We start from the raw sequence: 12567 nt of genomic DNA on the forward strand, positions 1-12567 counted from the left end.
CGGCCTTCCGGCAGGCCTCTGGCAGGGTGGGCGCCATGACGACGCCGATCGCCGACGAGTTCGAGAGCCACCGCCCGCGGATGTTCGGCCTGGCCTACCGGATGCTGGGCTCCGCGGAGGAGGCCGAGGACACGGTCCAGGACGCGTTCCTGCGCTTCGCGGGCGCCGACCGCGCGGACATCGAGCACCCGGCCGCCTGGCTCGCCAGGACGGTCACCAACCTCTGCCTCAACCGGCTGACCTCGGCCCGCGCCCGCCGCGAGCGGTACGTCGGGGCCTGGCTGCCGGAACCGGTGCTCACCTCGGACGGCACGCTCGGGCCCCTGGAGTCGGCGGAGCAGCGGGACGCGGTGTCGATGGCGCTGCTGGTCCTGCTGGAGCGGCTGACCCCGACCGAGCGCGCGGTGTACGTGCTGCGGGAGGCGTTCGGGTACGGGCACCGCGAGATCGCGGACGTGCTGGACCTCGGCGAGGCCAACTGCCGCCAGCTGTACCGCCGGGCCGCGCTGCGGGTGGCCGAGCCGGAGAGCCGCTTCGAACCCGCTCCCGAGCGTCGGCGGGAGCTCGTCACCTCGTTCCTGACGGCGGCCCGGGACGGTGATCTTGCCGGCCTGGAGAAGGTGCTCGCGGCCGACGCGACCTGGTGGAGCGACGGCGGCGGCAAGGTCTCGGCGGCCCGCAGGCCGATCGAGGGCCGGGACAAGATCGTCCGCTTCCTGGCCGGCCTGGCCCGGCGCTCCGAGGGGGGCTTCGCCCTGGCGACGGCCGAGGTCAACGGCGCGAGCGCGCTGGTCGCGTGGGCCGGGGACGTCCTGGTCGCGGTGGTCTCCTTCGAGCTGCGGGACGGGCTGATCGCCGAGGCGCGGGCCGTGATGAACCCGGACAAGCTGCGCTTCGTACGACGTCAGCTGGGCCGCCCCTGAGAAATGTGCCGCGCGGTTGTCACATCCGCCGCCGCTGTTCGGTCCCAGCTGACGAAGGGCGCTCCGTCCCGGGGCGCCCCGGCGTCCGGAGGGACTGAACAGCATGACCACGATCCTGGTGACCGGCGGGACCGGAACGCTCGGGCGGCTCGTCACGGAGCGGCTGCGCACGGACGGCCACGAGGTGCGGGTGCTCAGCCGGCACAGTCGGCCGTACGCCGTCGATCTGCGGGAGGGTGGTGCCGGGCTCGACGAGACCGTCGCGGGGGTGCGGACGGTCGTGCACTGCGCGAGCTCGCCGAAGGGCGGTGACGAACGGGCGGCGGAGAACCTGATCGCCGCGGCACGCCGGGCCGGGGTGGAGCACCTGGTGTACATCTCGATCGTGGGCGTCGACCGGGTGCCGTTCGGCTACTACCGGTCCAAGCTCGCCGTGGAGAAGCTGGTGCAGGAGTCGGGCCTCGGGTGGACCGTGCTGCGGGCGACGCAGTTCCACGATCTGCTGGTGCAGTTGTTCGGGGCGCTGGCCAAGTCGCCGGTCCTGCTGCTGCCCGCCGGTGTGTCGGACCAGCCCGTCGAGGTGGCCGAAGTCGCGGACCGGCTGGCCGAGTTGGCGTCGGGCGGGCCGGCCGGGCGGGTCGCGGACATGGGCGGACCGGAGGTGCGGACGTTCGAGTCGCTGGCCCGCACGTACCTGAAGGCGACCGGCCGCCGCCGCGCGGTCCTGAACACACCGCTCTTCGGCGGGACGTACCGCGCCTTCCGCGAGGGCGGACACCTCGCACCGGAGCACGCGGTGGGCAAGGGGACCTTCGCGGAGTACCTGGAGCGCCGGTTCGGGGGCGGGGCCGATCGATGACGGGGTCGGTGTCGGGCCGGAGTTCGGGCCGCTCCCCCGCCCCGGGGGCTAGCGCGTGGGCGGTGTGAACAGGTCGTCCTGGGCCCGTTCGCGGGCGGTCAGGAGGGCGCCGCGCAGGACGGCCGTGCCGCCCAGGGTGCTCGCGCGGACCTCGGTGAGCAGCGGGGACATCCGGCGGATGCGCTCCTCGACCCGGGCGGCGAGCACCGCGCCGCCCGCCTGCCCGGCCTCGCCGCCCAGGACCACACACCCCGGGTCCAGGACGGCGACGACGGACGCCACACCGACGGCGATGCGATCGGCCAGGGCGTCCAGGAAGCGGGCGGCGGCGCCCGAGCCCACGGCGACCGCATCCCGGACCACCGCCGCAGCGGTCGGCGCGTCCACGGCCGACGGGTTCACGGCTGACGGATCCACGGTCGACGGGTCCGCCTCCGCCCCGCCCACGCGCGGCTCCGTCCCGAGCCCGTACCGTCCCGCCAGTTCCGTCACCGCCGCCGCGCCGACCAGGGAGTGGTAGCCGCCCGCGCAGTCCGTGGCCGACGGGAGGGCTGCCGTGCCCGGTACCGGGAGGAAGCCGATCTCGCCCGTGCCGCCGGAGGCCCCGCGGCGCAGGGTGCCGTCCAGGACCACGGCCGCACCCGGGCTGTGGCCGAGCCACAGGAGCACGAAGGTCTCCCGGTCCCGGGCGGCGCCCTCCCGCTGCTCGGCCAGGGCGGCGAGGTTGGTCTCGTTCTCGACGCTGACCCGGGCCTCGGGCAGACGCTCCTGGAGCGCGGCCACCAGGCGCCGGTGCCAGGCGGGCAGGCTCGCCGAGTCGCGGAGTTCGCCCGTCGCGGGGTCGATCAAGCCCGGCGCGCCGATGCCGACGGTGTGCAGCCGGTCGGCCCCGGCCTCCTTCGCCGCCCGCTCCACCAGCGCCACCGCCTGCTCCACCGCGGGCCCCGTCCCTGCGTCCCCGCCGATCGGCGCGGCGGCCTCGGCCAGCACCCGGCCGAGCAGGTCGGAGACGAGCACGGAGACGCTCTCGGTCCGCACGTCGAGCGCGGCCAGGTGCGCCCGGTCCGCGACGATGCCGTACAGCCGCGCGTTCGGGCCGCGACGCTGCTCGCCGGACTCCCCGACCACGGTGATCAGACCGGACGCCGTGAGGCGTTCGACGAGGTCGGCGACCGTCGGCCGGGACAGTCCGGTCAGCTGCTTCAGCTGCCCCGCCGTCAGCGGGCCCTCCTGCTGCAACAGCCGCAGGGCGAGCCGGTCGTTGATGGCCCGGGCGGTGCTCGGTGATGCGGGCATGACGGGCATCCTCCCAGATCGGCGCTCCCCGGACCGGCCCGTGACTCTCTATCTATCAGGCAGGGTCCCTGATAGTTTACGGCGGGCCGATGAGGCGTACTGGCGTACGACGGATCACACTCACCCGGGGAGGGGCTGGAAGATGAGTGACGTGTTCGACGAACGAGACCCGCGGCACGACGTGCGGCGCGCCCGGTACGCCGTGGCGGCCGTGTTCGCCGTGCACGGCGCCGTCACCGGCTCGTTCGCCACCCGCGTGCCGTGGATCCAGGAGCACGCCGGGCTCGGCGCGGGGCAGCTCGGCATCGCGCTGGCCCTCACGGCGTTCGGCGCCTCCTGCTCGATGCCGCTGGCCGGCCGGATCAGCCACCGCTTCGGCAGCCGTACGGCCCTGCAAGGGCTGATGGCGCTGTGGACCCTGTCCCTGGTGCTGCCGTCCTACGCGCCGAACCTGTACACCCTGTGCCTGGCGATGTTCGCCTACGGCGCGAGCGCGGGCATGGCCGACGTGGCGATGAACGCGCTGGGCGTGGAGGTCGAGCGGCTGCTCGGCCGGTCGATCATGTCGGGGCTGCACGGCATGTGGAGCGCGGGCGCCCTGATCGGCTCGGCCGCCGGCACGCTCGCCGCCCATCTCGGCTCGGACGCCCGCCTGCACTTCGCGCTGGCGGCCGCCGTCCTCACCGTGCTCGGGGTGCTGGCCGCGGGCCAGGTGCTGGACCTGCAGCCGGCCGAGGACGAGGAGCCCCCGCCGCGGTTCGCGCTGCCGCCGAGGTCGGCACTGCTGATCGGCGCGGTCGGCTTCTGCGCGGTGTTCGCCGAGGGCGCGAGCCTCGACTGGTCGGCGGTGTTCCTGCGCGACCGGCTGGACAGCTCCGCGGGGCTGGCGGCGGCGTCGACGACCGGTTTCATGCTGACCATGGCGGTGGCCCGGATCGCAGGGGACGCGGTGGTGAACCGCTTCGGCGCGGTGCGCACGGTCCGGGCGGGCGGGGTGCTGTCCGCCTTCGGCGGGCTGCTGATCGTGGTCGCCGGCCATCCGGCGGTGGCCATGACCGGGTTCGCGCTGCTGGGACTCGGTATCGCGGTGGTCGTACCGCTGTGCTTCGCGGCGGCCGGGCGCAGTGGCCCGAACCCCAGTCAGGCCATAGCGGGCGTCGCGACGATCACCTACACCTCGGGGCTGGTGGCGCCCAGCCTGATCGGCGGGGTGGCCCAGGCGACGAACCTGGTGGTGTCGTTCGGGCTGGTCACCGTGCTGGCGTTCGGGCTCGCGGTGCTGGCGGGCGTGCTGCGCACCGGCGACCCGGGCGGCCGCCGCGAGGTCAGTCGGCGGGCCGCAGCAGTTCCCGACCCGCGGCCCTGAAGGCCTCGGTCCACGGCGTGGGACGCAGGGTCGTCGCGTCCAGCCGGACCAGCACCCGGGTGCCGTGCGCGTAGGTCACCGCGCCGTCCGCCGAGCAGAACCGGAAGCCGTACGTCAGGCCGGTGGTGCCGAGCCGTTCGAGCCACAGGTGGACGGCGTAGGCGCCCGGCCGGGTCACCGGGGCCTCGTAGCCGATGCGCAGTTCCTTGACCGCGTTGCAGGCGTCGCCGGCGGCCACCCAGTCGCCCTCGAAGCGGAACCCGTGGGCGTGCCACAGGTCGGTCCAGGCGCGCTCGACCATCAGCGGGTACCGGGCGTTGTGCAGCAGGCCGAGCGCGTCGAGGTCGTCGAAGTGGACGGTGACGGGGATCAGCCGGCCGTAGGAGACGGCTGGCGCCATGGGGGCTTCGGCGGTCACGGGCAGGGCTCCTGGGCGGTGCGGTGGGGCGGCTGGGCGGCCCCTGGGGGAGGGTGGGGACGCCCCTGGGGAGGGCGGGACGACCCCATCCTAAGCGAGCGCTCAGGAACCCAGGCCGGGAAGGTCCCTGGTCAGCCCGCTATCGAGTCCAGCTGCTCGGCGGCGGGCCGCAGTGCCCACACATCACCGCCGGGCGGCGCCTGAAGCTTCGGGACGGCCTGCCGCGCCGCCGCGTCCCCGGCGTCCGCCGCCGCGTGCACGACGTCGCTCGCCGCGTACCGGTAGAACTCCAGCTCGGGATGCGGCCAGGCGGCGGCGCCGGTCGCGGCGGGCAACAGATAGTCCACCGCCTTGAACATGCTCTGCCCTTCCGGCCCCCGATACGCCCACAGGTCCACGCCGACGTGCCGGCCGATGGCCGCGAGCCGGGTGTAGGCGACCAGGTCGAAGGTCGAGTAGTGCCAGCTCCTGGTGCGCGCGAGCTCCTGCGGCTGGCTGCCGTCGCCGGCGATCTGTGGGTCGATGCGCCGGGCCCGCGCGTCCAGGACCGTGCGCCGGGCGAGGTCCTTGTCGCCGACGGCGTACGCGAGGGCGGCGAGCTGCATGTCGTAGAAGGTGCCGTGGTTGTTGCCGGCCGCGCCCTCCTGGCGGCCGAAGTCGCTGCCGCGCAACCAGCCGAGGAAGTCGGCGTTCCAGCGTGCCATGCCCGAGCGGTCGGCGGACGTCCAGCCCGGGGCGCCGGTGGCGAGGACGGCGGCGGCGTCGACGACGCTGGTGTACGACTGCGAGAAGTCGATGATGCCGATGGCCCGACCGTCGTACTTGCACGGGATGAACTGGGCGTGGTTCAGGTTCGGGTTCATCTTGGTGGCCGGGTCGAGGAACCAGGTGCGCAGGATCTGCCCGGCCTTGCGCGCGTACTGCGCCTTCCCCGTGTAGTACCAGGCGAGCGAGAGGTCGTACGTCGAGTCGAAGACCTTCTCCACGTCCTGGCGGTCGGTGCCGCTGTCGACCTCGGGATTGCGCTGCCCGTCGCGCTGGACGTACGGGCAGCCCCAGGGGTTGTCGGCGGTCGGGGCCGTGGTGGGCCACCAGTAGGGGGCCTGGCTCAGGTAGTCGTGGACGTCGCCGCCGGGGGCCGGCTTGGGCTTGTCGACGACCGTCCAGGGGCCCCGGTCCAGCCAGGTGTCGGCGCGGGCGGTCAAGTCGCGCAGGGCGCGGCGCAGTTGAGGGTCTCCCTGGTCGAGGCGGACCTTCGTCCGCTGCAGCGCCGCGCCGTCGAGGACGGCCGTCTTCGGCACCTTGGGGGCCGCCTGCGCCGAGGGGACGAGGACGGCACCGAAGGCCAGCACCGCCGCCAGCAGGACGGCCGCTCGGGATCTTCCACTCATCCAGCACTCCGATCATGAATGTGAACGCAGTTCATGAGTAGGACCGTGCGAGCGTAGAACCGCCAGGTACCCCTGACAATGGTGCGGACCATCTTCACGTACAGAGAAAGCGAAGCCCCACCATGGATCTCGGCGTGCGCTGGAAGCTGCACGGCGACGGGCGCACGCCCGCGCCCGGCGCGGTGGTACGCCCGAACGAGCGGCTCTCCTGGCCCCGCACGGTGGGACTGGGCGCCCAGCACGTGGTGGCCATGTTCGGGGCCTCCTTCGTGGCCCCCGTCCTGATGGGTCTCGACCCGAACCTCGCGATCATGATGTCGGGCGTGGCCACCGTGATCTTCCTGCTCGCGACCCGTGGCCGGGTGCCGAGCTATCTGGGCTGCTCGCTCTCCTTCGTCGGCGTGGCCGCGGTGATCCGGGCGCAGGGCGGCACCAGTGCCACCGTGACCGGCGCGGTCTTCGTGGTCGGCGTCGCGCTGTTCCTGGTGGGTCTCGCGGTGCGGCGCTTCGGGGCGCACATCATCCACGCGACGATGCCGCCGATCGTCACCGGCGCGGTGGTCATGCTGATCGGCTTCAACCTGGCTCCGGTGACCGCGTCCACGTACTGGCCGCAGGACCAGTGGACGGCCCTGCTGGTGATGCTGTTCACCGGTCTGGCGGTCGTCTGTCTGCGTGGTTTCTGGTCCCGCGTGGCGATCTTCCTGGGTCTGGTCTTCGGGTACGCCATCTCCTGGGCCTTCGACCTGATCTTCGGGAAGATCCACTCGGCGGACGCGAGCGGCAAGGTCACCGACCACTGGCGGCTCGACCTCTCCGGCGTCGGCAAGGCCGACTGGATCGGGCTGCCGTCCTTCCACGGCCCGTCCTTCCAGTGGTCGGCGATCCTCGTCGCGCTCCCGGTCGTGATCGCCCTGGTGGCCGAGAACGCCGGACACGTCAAGGCGGTCGGCGAGATGACCGGTGACCGGCTCGACGACCAGCTCGGCACGGCGATCTCGGCCGACGGCGTGGCGTCGATGGTGTCCACCGCGGTGGGCGGCCCGCCCAACACCACGTACTCCGAGAACATCGGCGTGATGGCCGCGACCCGCGTCTACTCGACCGCCGCCTACTGGGCCGCCGCCGGCTTCGCGCTGCTCTTCGGCGTCTGCCCCAAGTTCGGCGCCGTCGTCGCCGCGATCCCGGGCGGCGTCCTCGGCGGCATCACCGTCATCCTGTACGGCATGATCGGCCTGCTCGGCGCGCAGATCTGGACCAACGCCCGGGTCGACCTGCGCAACCCGCTGAACCTCGTGCCGGCCGCCGCGGGCATCATCATCGGCATCGGCAACGTCACCATGAAGTTCGGCGCCGACTTCTCGCTCAGCGGCATCGCCCTGGGCACCCTGGTCGTCATCACCGGCTACCACACCCTGCGCGCCCTGGCCCCCGCCCACCTCAAGATCCAGGAGGAACCCCTCCTGGACGAGGGGACGTCGTCGTACGACGAGGAGGCCGAGGGCGCCGGATCCTAGGCAAGCGGCAAGCGGCAGGCGGCCGTCAGCGGGCGAGTTCGTAGGCGTACGACGGGGTGAACGTGCCGGGGGCGCCCTTGCAGCCGTCCGACTCGCCCGGGAGCTTCACCCACAGGTAGGCGTCGATGCGGGCCTCGCCGGTGTGGAGGGTCGGGGCGCGGCCGATCCTGCGGCCGGCCGGGTCGCACCACTGGCCGTCGGGCGGGGCGCCGTTGCCGTTGCGGCTGGTGTCGATCACCGCGCCGAGGCCCGGCGGGCCGCCGAGCGCGTCGAGGACCTCGCGGTCGTAGGCGATCTCGTCGGACGTGGTGCGGAAGTTGGAGACGTTGCTGAAGACGCCGTCGGAGGAGTCCGGCGAGGCGGCGCCCGCCTCGCGCAGCAGGGCCGCCTGCTGGGCGGCGGGGTTCCAGCCGGAGTGGCCCGCGTCGTAGTAGACCCGCGCCCTGGGGTCGGCGGCCTTCAGGACCCGGCCCGCGCGGGCCAGCGAGGCGAACCGCGCGGCGCGATCGGCGGCCGGGAGGCAGTCCGACTGGGCTATCGAGTCCGGCTCCAGGACGACGACGACCTCCCCGGAGCCCAGCCCCTGGGCGAAGGCGTCGATCCACGCGTCGTACGCGGCGAGATCGGGCGCGCCGCCCTGCGAGGCGCCGCCGCAGTCGCGGTCCGGGATCGCGTACGCGACCAGCACCGGCACCCGGCCCTGCGCGGCCGCCCCCGAGGTCACCGCGCGCACCCGCGCGGCGATGGTGTCCGGGGTGTGGTCGGCGAACCAGACCGCCGCCGGCCGGTCGGCGATGCGGGACCCGATGAGCGCGGCGCGCGGGTCGTCGGGGTGCGAGCGGACCCAGTCGAGGACCTGGGAGTCGGGATGGCGGTACAGGAGCGTGGTCACGGGGGCGGTCCGCTGCTTCCTCTCGGTGCGGGTCGGGGCGGCGGCGGGGCTCCGCGTCCGTACCGGTGAGGGCGCCGGGGTCGCGGAGACGGACGCCTTGGTCGTCACCGGCGCGGACGGTACGGCGGGCAGCGGCACCGGGCTCGGCGAGCGCGTGACCGCCGGCCCGGCCTCGTCGAAGCCGCGTCCGCCGTCGAGGGCCGAGAGCATCCCGGTCGCGGTGCCGACGGCGACCACGACCGAGGCCGCCACGGCCATGGCATGTCGCCGCACGGCGCGCCCACGCTCGGCCCTGCGTGCTGCCAGGCGCCGGGCCCGTAAGCCTGACACGCTGCTGTTCCCCCTCCCGCCCGACGGGGGCGTTCCCCCGTTCCGGGGAAGCGTCGGGCCCGTCGGCACGCCGGTCAGCCTAGGGCTGGGACCCTTCCCCCATGGCGCAGTTGGAACACTTCTCCCCGTCTGTCGACACGGTCGTCGCCCGGATGCGCGCCCTCGACGAGGCCCTGCCCGCGGGGGACGGGGTCGCGGTGTTCAACCGCGTCTACCTGGCCGTCACCGAGGAGGTGGAACGGCGGCTGGACGCCGGGCAGTTCACGGACTCCCGGGCCGCGACCGCCCTGGACGTACGGTTCGCGCAGCGGTATCTCGCCGCTGTCGACGCGGTGGCGGACGACCGCCGTCCGCCGGCCTGCTGGCGGCCGCTGTTCCAGCTGCGCCGCCATCCCGGCGTACGTCCGCTGCAGTTCGCGCTCGCGGGCATCAACGCGCACATCGGCCACGACCTGGCGCTCGCCGTCGTGGACGCCTGCCGTACCCTGCGCTGCGAACCCGCCGAGCTGGAGGACGAGTTCGACCGCGTGGGCGAACTCCTCGTGTCGCTGGAGGAGCGCATCCGCGAGGATCTGATGCCCGGTCCCGACCTGTTGCAGATCGCCGACCCGCTCACCCATCTGCTCGGCTCGTGGAGTCTGGAGCGCGCCCGGGACGCCACCTGGTCGGCCGCGCGGGCGCTGTGGGCGCTGCGCCGGTTCGAGGACGTCGCCGAGGAGTTCACCGAGCGCCTGGACGCGGCCGTGGGGTTCGCGGGACGCATGCTTCTCACGCCACTGCCGTGCCGATCCGGCCACCGGGCGCGCCCTGCCCCGTAACTCCCTTGAGATAGCTGTACGTTGAACGACAGGCACCCGACCTCGAAGGAGCACCGGTATGGCCACCAGGCTCGGCCTGAGTCTTCCCCAGATGCGCCAGTACGCCGTCGGCAAGGACGTGCCCGACGTGGCACGCGCCGCCGAGCGGATCGGCTACGACAGTCTGTGGGTCTTCGAACGGGCGCTGTTCCCCGAGCCGGCCACGCAGGGGCTGTACGGCGTCGAGGGACTCCCCTGGCCCGACTCGTACCGCGGCGTGGCCGAGCCGCTGGTCACGTTGACCCTGGCCGCCGCGGTGACCGAGCGGGTCCGGCTGGGTTCGAGCGTGCTGGTGGCTCCGCTGCACCAACCGTTCCAACTGGCCAAGTCCCTGGCCACGCTGGACGCGGCGAGCGGCGGCCGGGTGATCGCCGGCTTCGGTACGGGCTGGTCGCTGGACGAGTACGCGGCCGCGGGCATCCGGCCGATCGCGGAGCGCGGCAAGGTGCTCGACGAGATCATGGAGGTCTGCCGCGCGGTGTGGGGCCCCGACCCGGTGCGCTACGACGGCCGCCTCACCAAGATCGAGTCGGCCGTGGTCGGACCCAAGCCCGCCCGGCCGATCCCCATCCTGCTGGCGGCGAGCAACAAGAAGGCGCTGACCCGGCTCGTCGACCACGCCGACGGCTGGCTTCCGGTGGGCATGGGCGTCGAGCAGATCGCCGCCCAGTGGGCCGCGCTGCAGGACCTGGCCGCCGAACGCGGGCGCAAGGAGCCGATCCAGTCGGTCCTGCGGGTCAACGCCACGTACTCGGCCAAGCGGTACGAGGGCGACGGCCGCCGGCCGTTCCAGGGCGACGCGGACCAGATCGTGGAGGACCTGGTCGCGCACGCGGCCATCGGTCTGGAGGAGATCCTCCTGGATCTCCAGGGCACCCCGCAGGACGCCCAGGAACTCAAGGACGTCGCCGCCGAGGTGTACGAGAAGGCGCGGGCGGCGGGAGTCTGACCCGCCGGCCGCGCCGACGTCGCACGTTCCCGATCAGTCCTCGGGCAGTTCCACCGGCGCGATCTCGTCGTAGACGTCGCCGGGCCCGGGGTTGGTCGCGTCGGTCTCGCCGCCGAAGTGGCGCATGACGCCCCAGACCGCGTTCAGCGCGGTCTGGATCGCGCCCTCGGCCCAGCCGGCCGTCCAGGAGATGTCGTCACCGGCGAGGAAGATGCCCCGCTTGTCCTCGGGCAGCCGGTCCTGCATGAAGTGCGTGAACAGGCGGCGCTGGTAGCGGTAGTGGCCGGGCAGGTTGGCCTTGAACGCGCCCATGAAGTAGGGCTCGTTCTCCCAGGAGACGGTCACCGGGTTGCCGATGATGTGCTTCCGGATGTCGACCTTCGGGTAGATCTCGCCGAGCGACTTCAGCATGACCTCCATCCGCTCGTTCGCCGACAGCGGCAGCCACTTCAGGCTGTCGTCGCACCAGGTGTAGGAGAGGCAGATGACGGCGGGCTTGTCCGGGCCGTCGTCCAGCAGGTAGGTGCCGCGGGTCATGCGGTCGGTGAGCGTCATCGACATGACGTCCCGGCCGGTCGGATTTCCCCTGTCGTCGACGGCCTTGTCCAGCCAGAACGGCCGGTCCACCGGAACGAAGAGCTTGCTGGACTCCATGTAGTGGGTCCGCTCGATGGCCGTCCAGTGGTCGATCGGGAAGAGCGAGTCGTCACAGGCGATCTTGGACAGCAGCATCCAGGACTGGGCGGTGAAGACGGCCGCCTTGAAGGTGCGGATGTCGCCGTTCGCGTCGGTCACCGTGATCTGGTTGCCCGCGGTGCGGTGCAGCCGGGTGACGGCCGGGCGGGGCTCGCCGTTCTCGTGCAGGGACTTCAGGGAGGTCCCGTGGGCCCAGTGCACGATCTTCTGCGGCTCGCGCTCCCACAGGCGCTCCGGCAGCTGCTGGGAGCCGCCGACGATGCCGCGGTGGTGGTCGTCGGCCTCGGTGTAGACGACGCGCAGGATCTCCAGGATGGAGTTCGGGAAGTCGGTGTCCCAGCCGCCGGTGCCGAAGCCGACCTGGCCGAAGATCTCGCGGTGCCGGAAGGACTTGAAGGCCTCGGAGTCGCAGAGGAAGCCGTAGAAGGTCTGGTTGTCGAGCTTCTCGACGAGCTTCGCCCAGATCTCGCGGATGCGCGGCACGTCGCGCTCGCGCATGGCGCGGTTCATGTCGGAGAAGTCGGCGCCCTCGTCCAGGCACTTGTTCCAGGCCTCGGCGACGTCACGGTAGACCTGCGGCAGATCGTCGATCGTCTCGGCGTAGTGCGACTCGCCCTTGAGGTCCACGACGGTGGACGGGGTGGCCTCGGCCAGCGGGTTCGGGAAGGGCCTGGTCTCCAGGCCCACCATGTCGATGTAGTGCTGCAGGGCGGTGGAGGACGGCGGGAAGCGCATCGCGCCCAGCTCGCAGTTGAGCGACTCGTCGCAGCCCTCGAAGCCGACGGTGCGCAGCCGGCCGCCGAGCTGGTCGGCCTCGTAGACGACGGGCTTGAGGCCCATCTTCATCAGCTCGTAGGCGGCCACGATGCCGGACAGACCGCCGCCGATGATCGCGACCTCGGCGCCGTGCTCGGTCGCGGGGATCTGGCCGAGGCCCGCCGGGTGGGCGAGGAAGTCGTCGTACGCGTACGGGAAGTCCGGGCCGAACATGGTGATCGGCGGCTGCTGCTCGTCGGCGTGCTGGACGGCGTTGGGCACCGTGGACGTCATGGGGTACGGACTCCTTGCGCGGG

The 12567-nt window shown here is 72.9% G+C and carries 11 protein-coding genes; 6 read left to right on the forward strand and 5 right to left on the reverse strand.

What is annotated here, in order from left to right; all coding sequences use genetic code 11:
- The first annotated feature begins 35 nt into the window (after positions 1-35).
- Both ACWGKT_RS29915 and ACWGKT_RS29920 read left to right on the forward strand, forming a co-directional pair.
- Positions 36-923 carry an RNA polymerase sigma-70 factor gene (locus ACWGKT_RS29915; RefSeq protein WP_453276133.1) on the forward strand — a complete coding sequence of 296 codons (888 nt, stop codon included), beginning with the start codon at positions 36-38 and terminating at the stop codon, positions 921-923.
- A gap of 103 nt (positions 924-1026) precedes the next feature.
- Positions 1027-1782 (forward strand): SDR family oxidoreductase, encoded by a 756-nt coding sequence (locus tag ACWGKT_RS29920; RefSeq protein ID WP_453276134.1) that lies wholly within the window; start codon positions 1027-1029, stop codon positions 1780-1782.
- Between the two features lie 48 nt (positions 1783-1830).
- Here the strand turns inward: ACWGKT_RS29920 and ACWGKT_RS29925 are convergent, their stop codons facing one another.
- A complete protein-coding gene (locus tag ACWGKT_RS29925) occupies positions 1831-3078 on the reverse strand; it encodes an ROK family transcriptional regulator (RefSeq protein ID WP_453276135.1) in 1248 nt (415 codons plus the stop codon).
- Positions 3079-3220: 142 nt separating this feature from the next.
- Here ACWGKT_RS29925 and ACWGKT_RS29930 point away from each other — a divergent pair, with 142 nt between their 5' ends.
- Positions 3221-4444: an MFS transporter gene (locus tag ACWGKT_RS29930; RefSeq protein ID WP_453276136.1), complete on the forward strand. Its 1224-nt coding sequence runs from the start codon at positions 3221-3223 to the stop codon at positions 4442-4444.
- On the opposite strand, the gene ACWGKT_RS29935 is transcribed toward ACWGKT_RS29930, so the two are convergent.
- Together ACWGKT_RS29935 and ACWGKT_RS29940 are read right to left on the reverse strand one after the other, a co-directional pair.
- A complete protein-coding gene (locus ACWGKT_RS29935) occupies positions 4404-4862 on the reverse strand; it encodes an acyl-CoA thioesterase (RefSeq protein WP_453276137.1) in 459 nt (152 codons plus the stop codon). The genes ACWGKT_RS29930 and ACWGKT_RS29935 overlap by 41 nt on opposite strands.
- A gap of 131 nt (positions 4863-4993) precedes the next feature.
- Positions 4994-6253: an alginate lyase family protein gene (locus ACWGKT_RS29940; RefSeq protein WP_453276138.1), complete on the reverse strand. Its 1260-nt coding sequence runs from the start codon at positions 6251-6253 to the stop codon at positions 4994-4996.
- 122 nt (positions 6254-6375) lie between these two features.
- Here ACWGKT_RS29940 and ACWGKT_RS29945 point away from each other — a divergent pair, with 122 nt between their 5' ends.
- Positions 6376-7770, forward strand: coding sequence for a uracil-xanthine permease family protein (locus tag ACWGKT_RS29945; protein WP_453276139.1), 1395 nt, complete (start codon positions 6376-6378; stop codon positions 7768-7770).
- Positions 7771-7795: 25 nt separating this feature from the next.
- Here ACWGKT_RS29945 and ACWGKT_RS29950 read toward each other — a convergent pair whose 3' ends face one another.
- Complete coding sequence (locus tag ACWGKT_RS29950) at positions 7796-8920, reverse strand: glycoside hydrolase family 6 protein (protein WP_453276140.1); 1125 nt, start codon at positions 8918-8920, stop codon at positions 7796-7798.
- A gap of 173 nt (positions 8921-9093) precedes the next feature.
- Here ACWGKT_RS29950 and ACWGKT_RS29955 point away from each other — a divergent pair, with 173 nt between their 5' ends.
- Both ACWGKT_RS29955 and ACWGKT_RS29960 read left to right on the forward strand, forming a co-directional pair.
- Positions 9094-9810 (forward strand): DUF5995 family protein, encoded by a 717-nt coding sequence (locus ACWGKT_RS29955; RefSeq protein ID WP_453276141.1) that lies wholly within the window; start codon positions 9094-9096, stop codon positions 9808-9810.
- A gap of 58 nt (positions 9811-9868) precedes the next feature.
- Positions 9869-10798 carry an LLM class F420-dependent oxidoreductase gene (locus tag ACWGKT_RS29960; RefSeq protein ID WP_356144958.1) on the forward strand — a complete coding sequence of 310 codons (930 nt, stop codon included), beginning with the start codon at positions 9869-9871 and terminating at the stop codon, positions 10796-10798.
- 33 nt (positions 10799-10831) lie between these two features.
- Here ACWGKT_RS29960 and ACWGKT_RS29965 read toward each other — a convergent pair whose 3' ends face one another.
- A complete protein-coding gene (locus ACWGKT_RS29965; protein ID WP_453276142.1) occupies positions 10832-12544 on the reverse strand; it encodes a flavin monoamine oxidase family protein in 1713 nt (570 codons plus the stop codon).
- Between the last annotated feature and the right edge of the window lie 23 nt (positions 12545-12567).

This window comes from Streptomyces sp. NPDC054794, assembly GCF_053611585.1.

What these genes read in the sequence shown, in the direction of transcription:
- ACWGKT_RS29915 (WP_453276133.1), top strand. Translation starts at nt 36, where the DNA reads ATGACGACGCCGATCGCCGACGAGTTCGAGAGCCACCGCCCGCGGATG.
- ACWGKT_RS29920 (WP_453276134.1), top strand. Translation starts at nt 1,027, where the DNA reads ATGACCACGATCCTGGTGACCGGCGGGACCGGAACGCTCGGGCGGCTC.
- ACWGKT_RS29925 (WP_453276135.1), bottom strand. Translation starts at nt 3,078, where the DNA reads ATGCCCGCATCACCGAGCACCGCCCGGGCCATCAACGACCGGCTCGCC.
- ACWGKT_RS29930 (WP_453276136.1), top strand. Translation starts at nt 3,221, where the DNA reads ATGAGTGACGTGTTCGACGAACGAGACCCGCGGCACGACGTGCGGCGC.
- ACWGKT_RS29940 (WP_453276138.1), bottom strand. Translation starts at nt 6,253, where the DNA reads ATGAGTGGAAGATCCCGAGCGGCCGTCCTGCTGGCGGCGGTGCTGGCC.
- ACWGKT_RS29945 (WP_453276139.1), top strand. Translation starts at nt 6,376, where the DNA reads ATGGATCTCGGCGTGCGCTGGAAGCTGCACGGCGACGGGCGCACGCCC.
- ACWGKT_RS29950 (WP_453276140.1), bottom strand. Translation starts at nt 8,920, where the DNA reads ATGGCCGTGGCGGCCTCGGTCGTGGTCGCCGTCGGCACCGCGACCGGG.
- ACWGKT_RS29955 (WP_453276141.1), top strand. Translation starts at nt 9,094, where the DNA reads ATGGCGCAGTTGGAACACTTCTCCCCGTCTGTCGACACGGTCGTCGCC.
- ACWGKT_RS29960 (WP_356144958.1), top strand. Translation starts at nt 9,869, where the DNA reads ATGGCCACCAGGCTCGGCCTGAGTCTTCCCCAGATGCGCCAGTACGCC.
- ACWGKT_RS29965 (WP_453276142.1), bottom strand. Translation starts at nt 12,544, where the DNA reads ATGACGTCCACGGTGCCCAACGCCGTCCAGCACGCCGACGAGCAGCAG.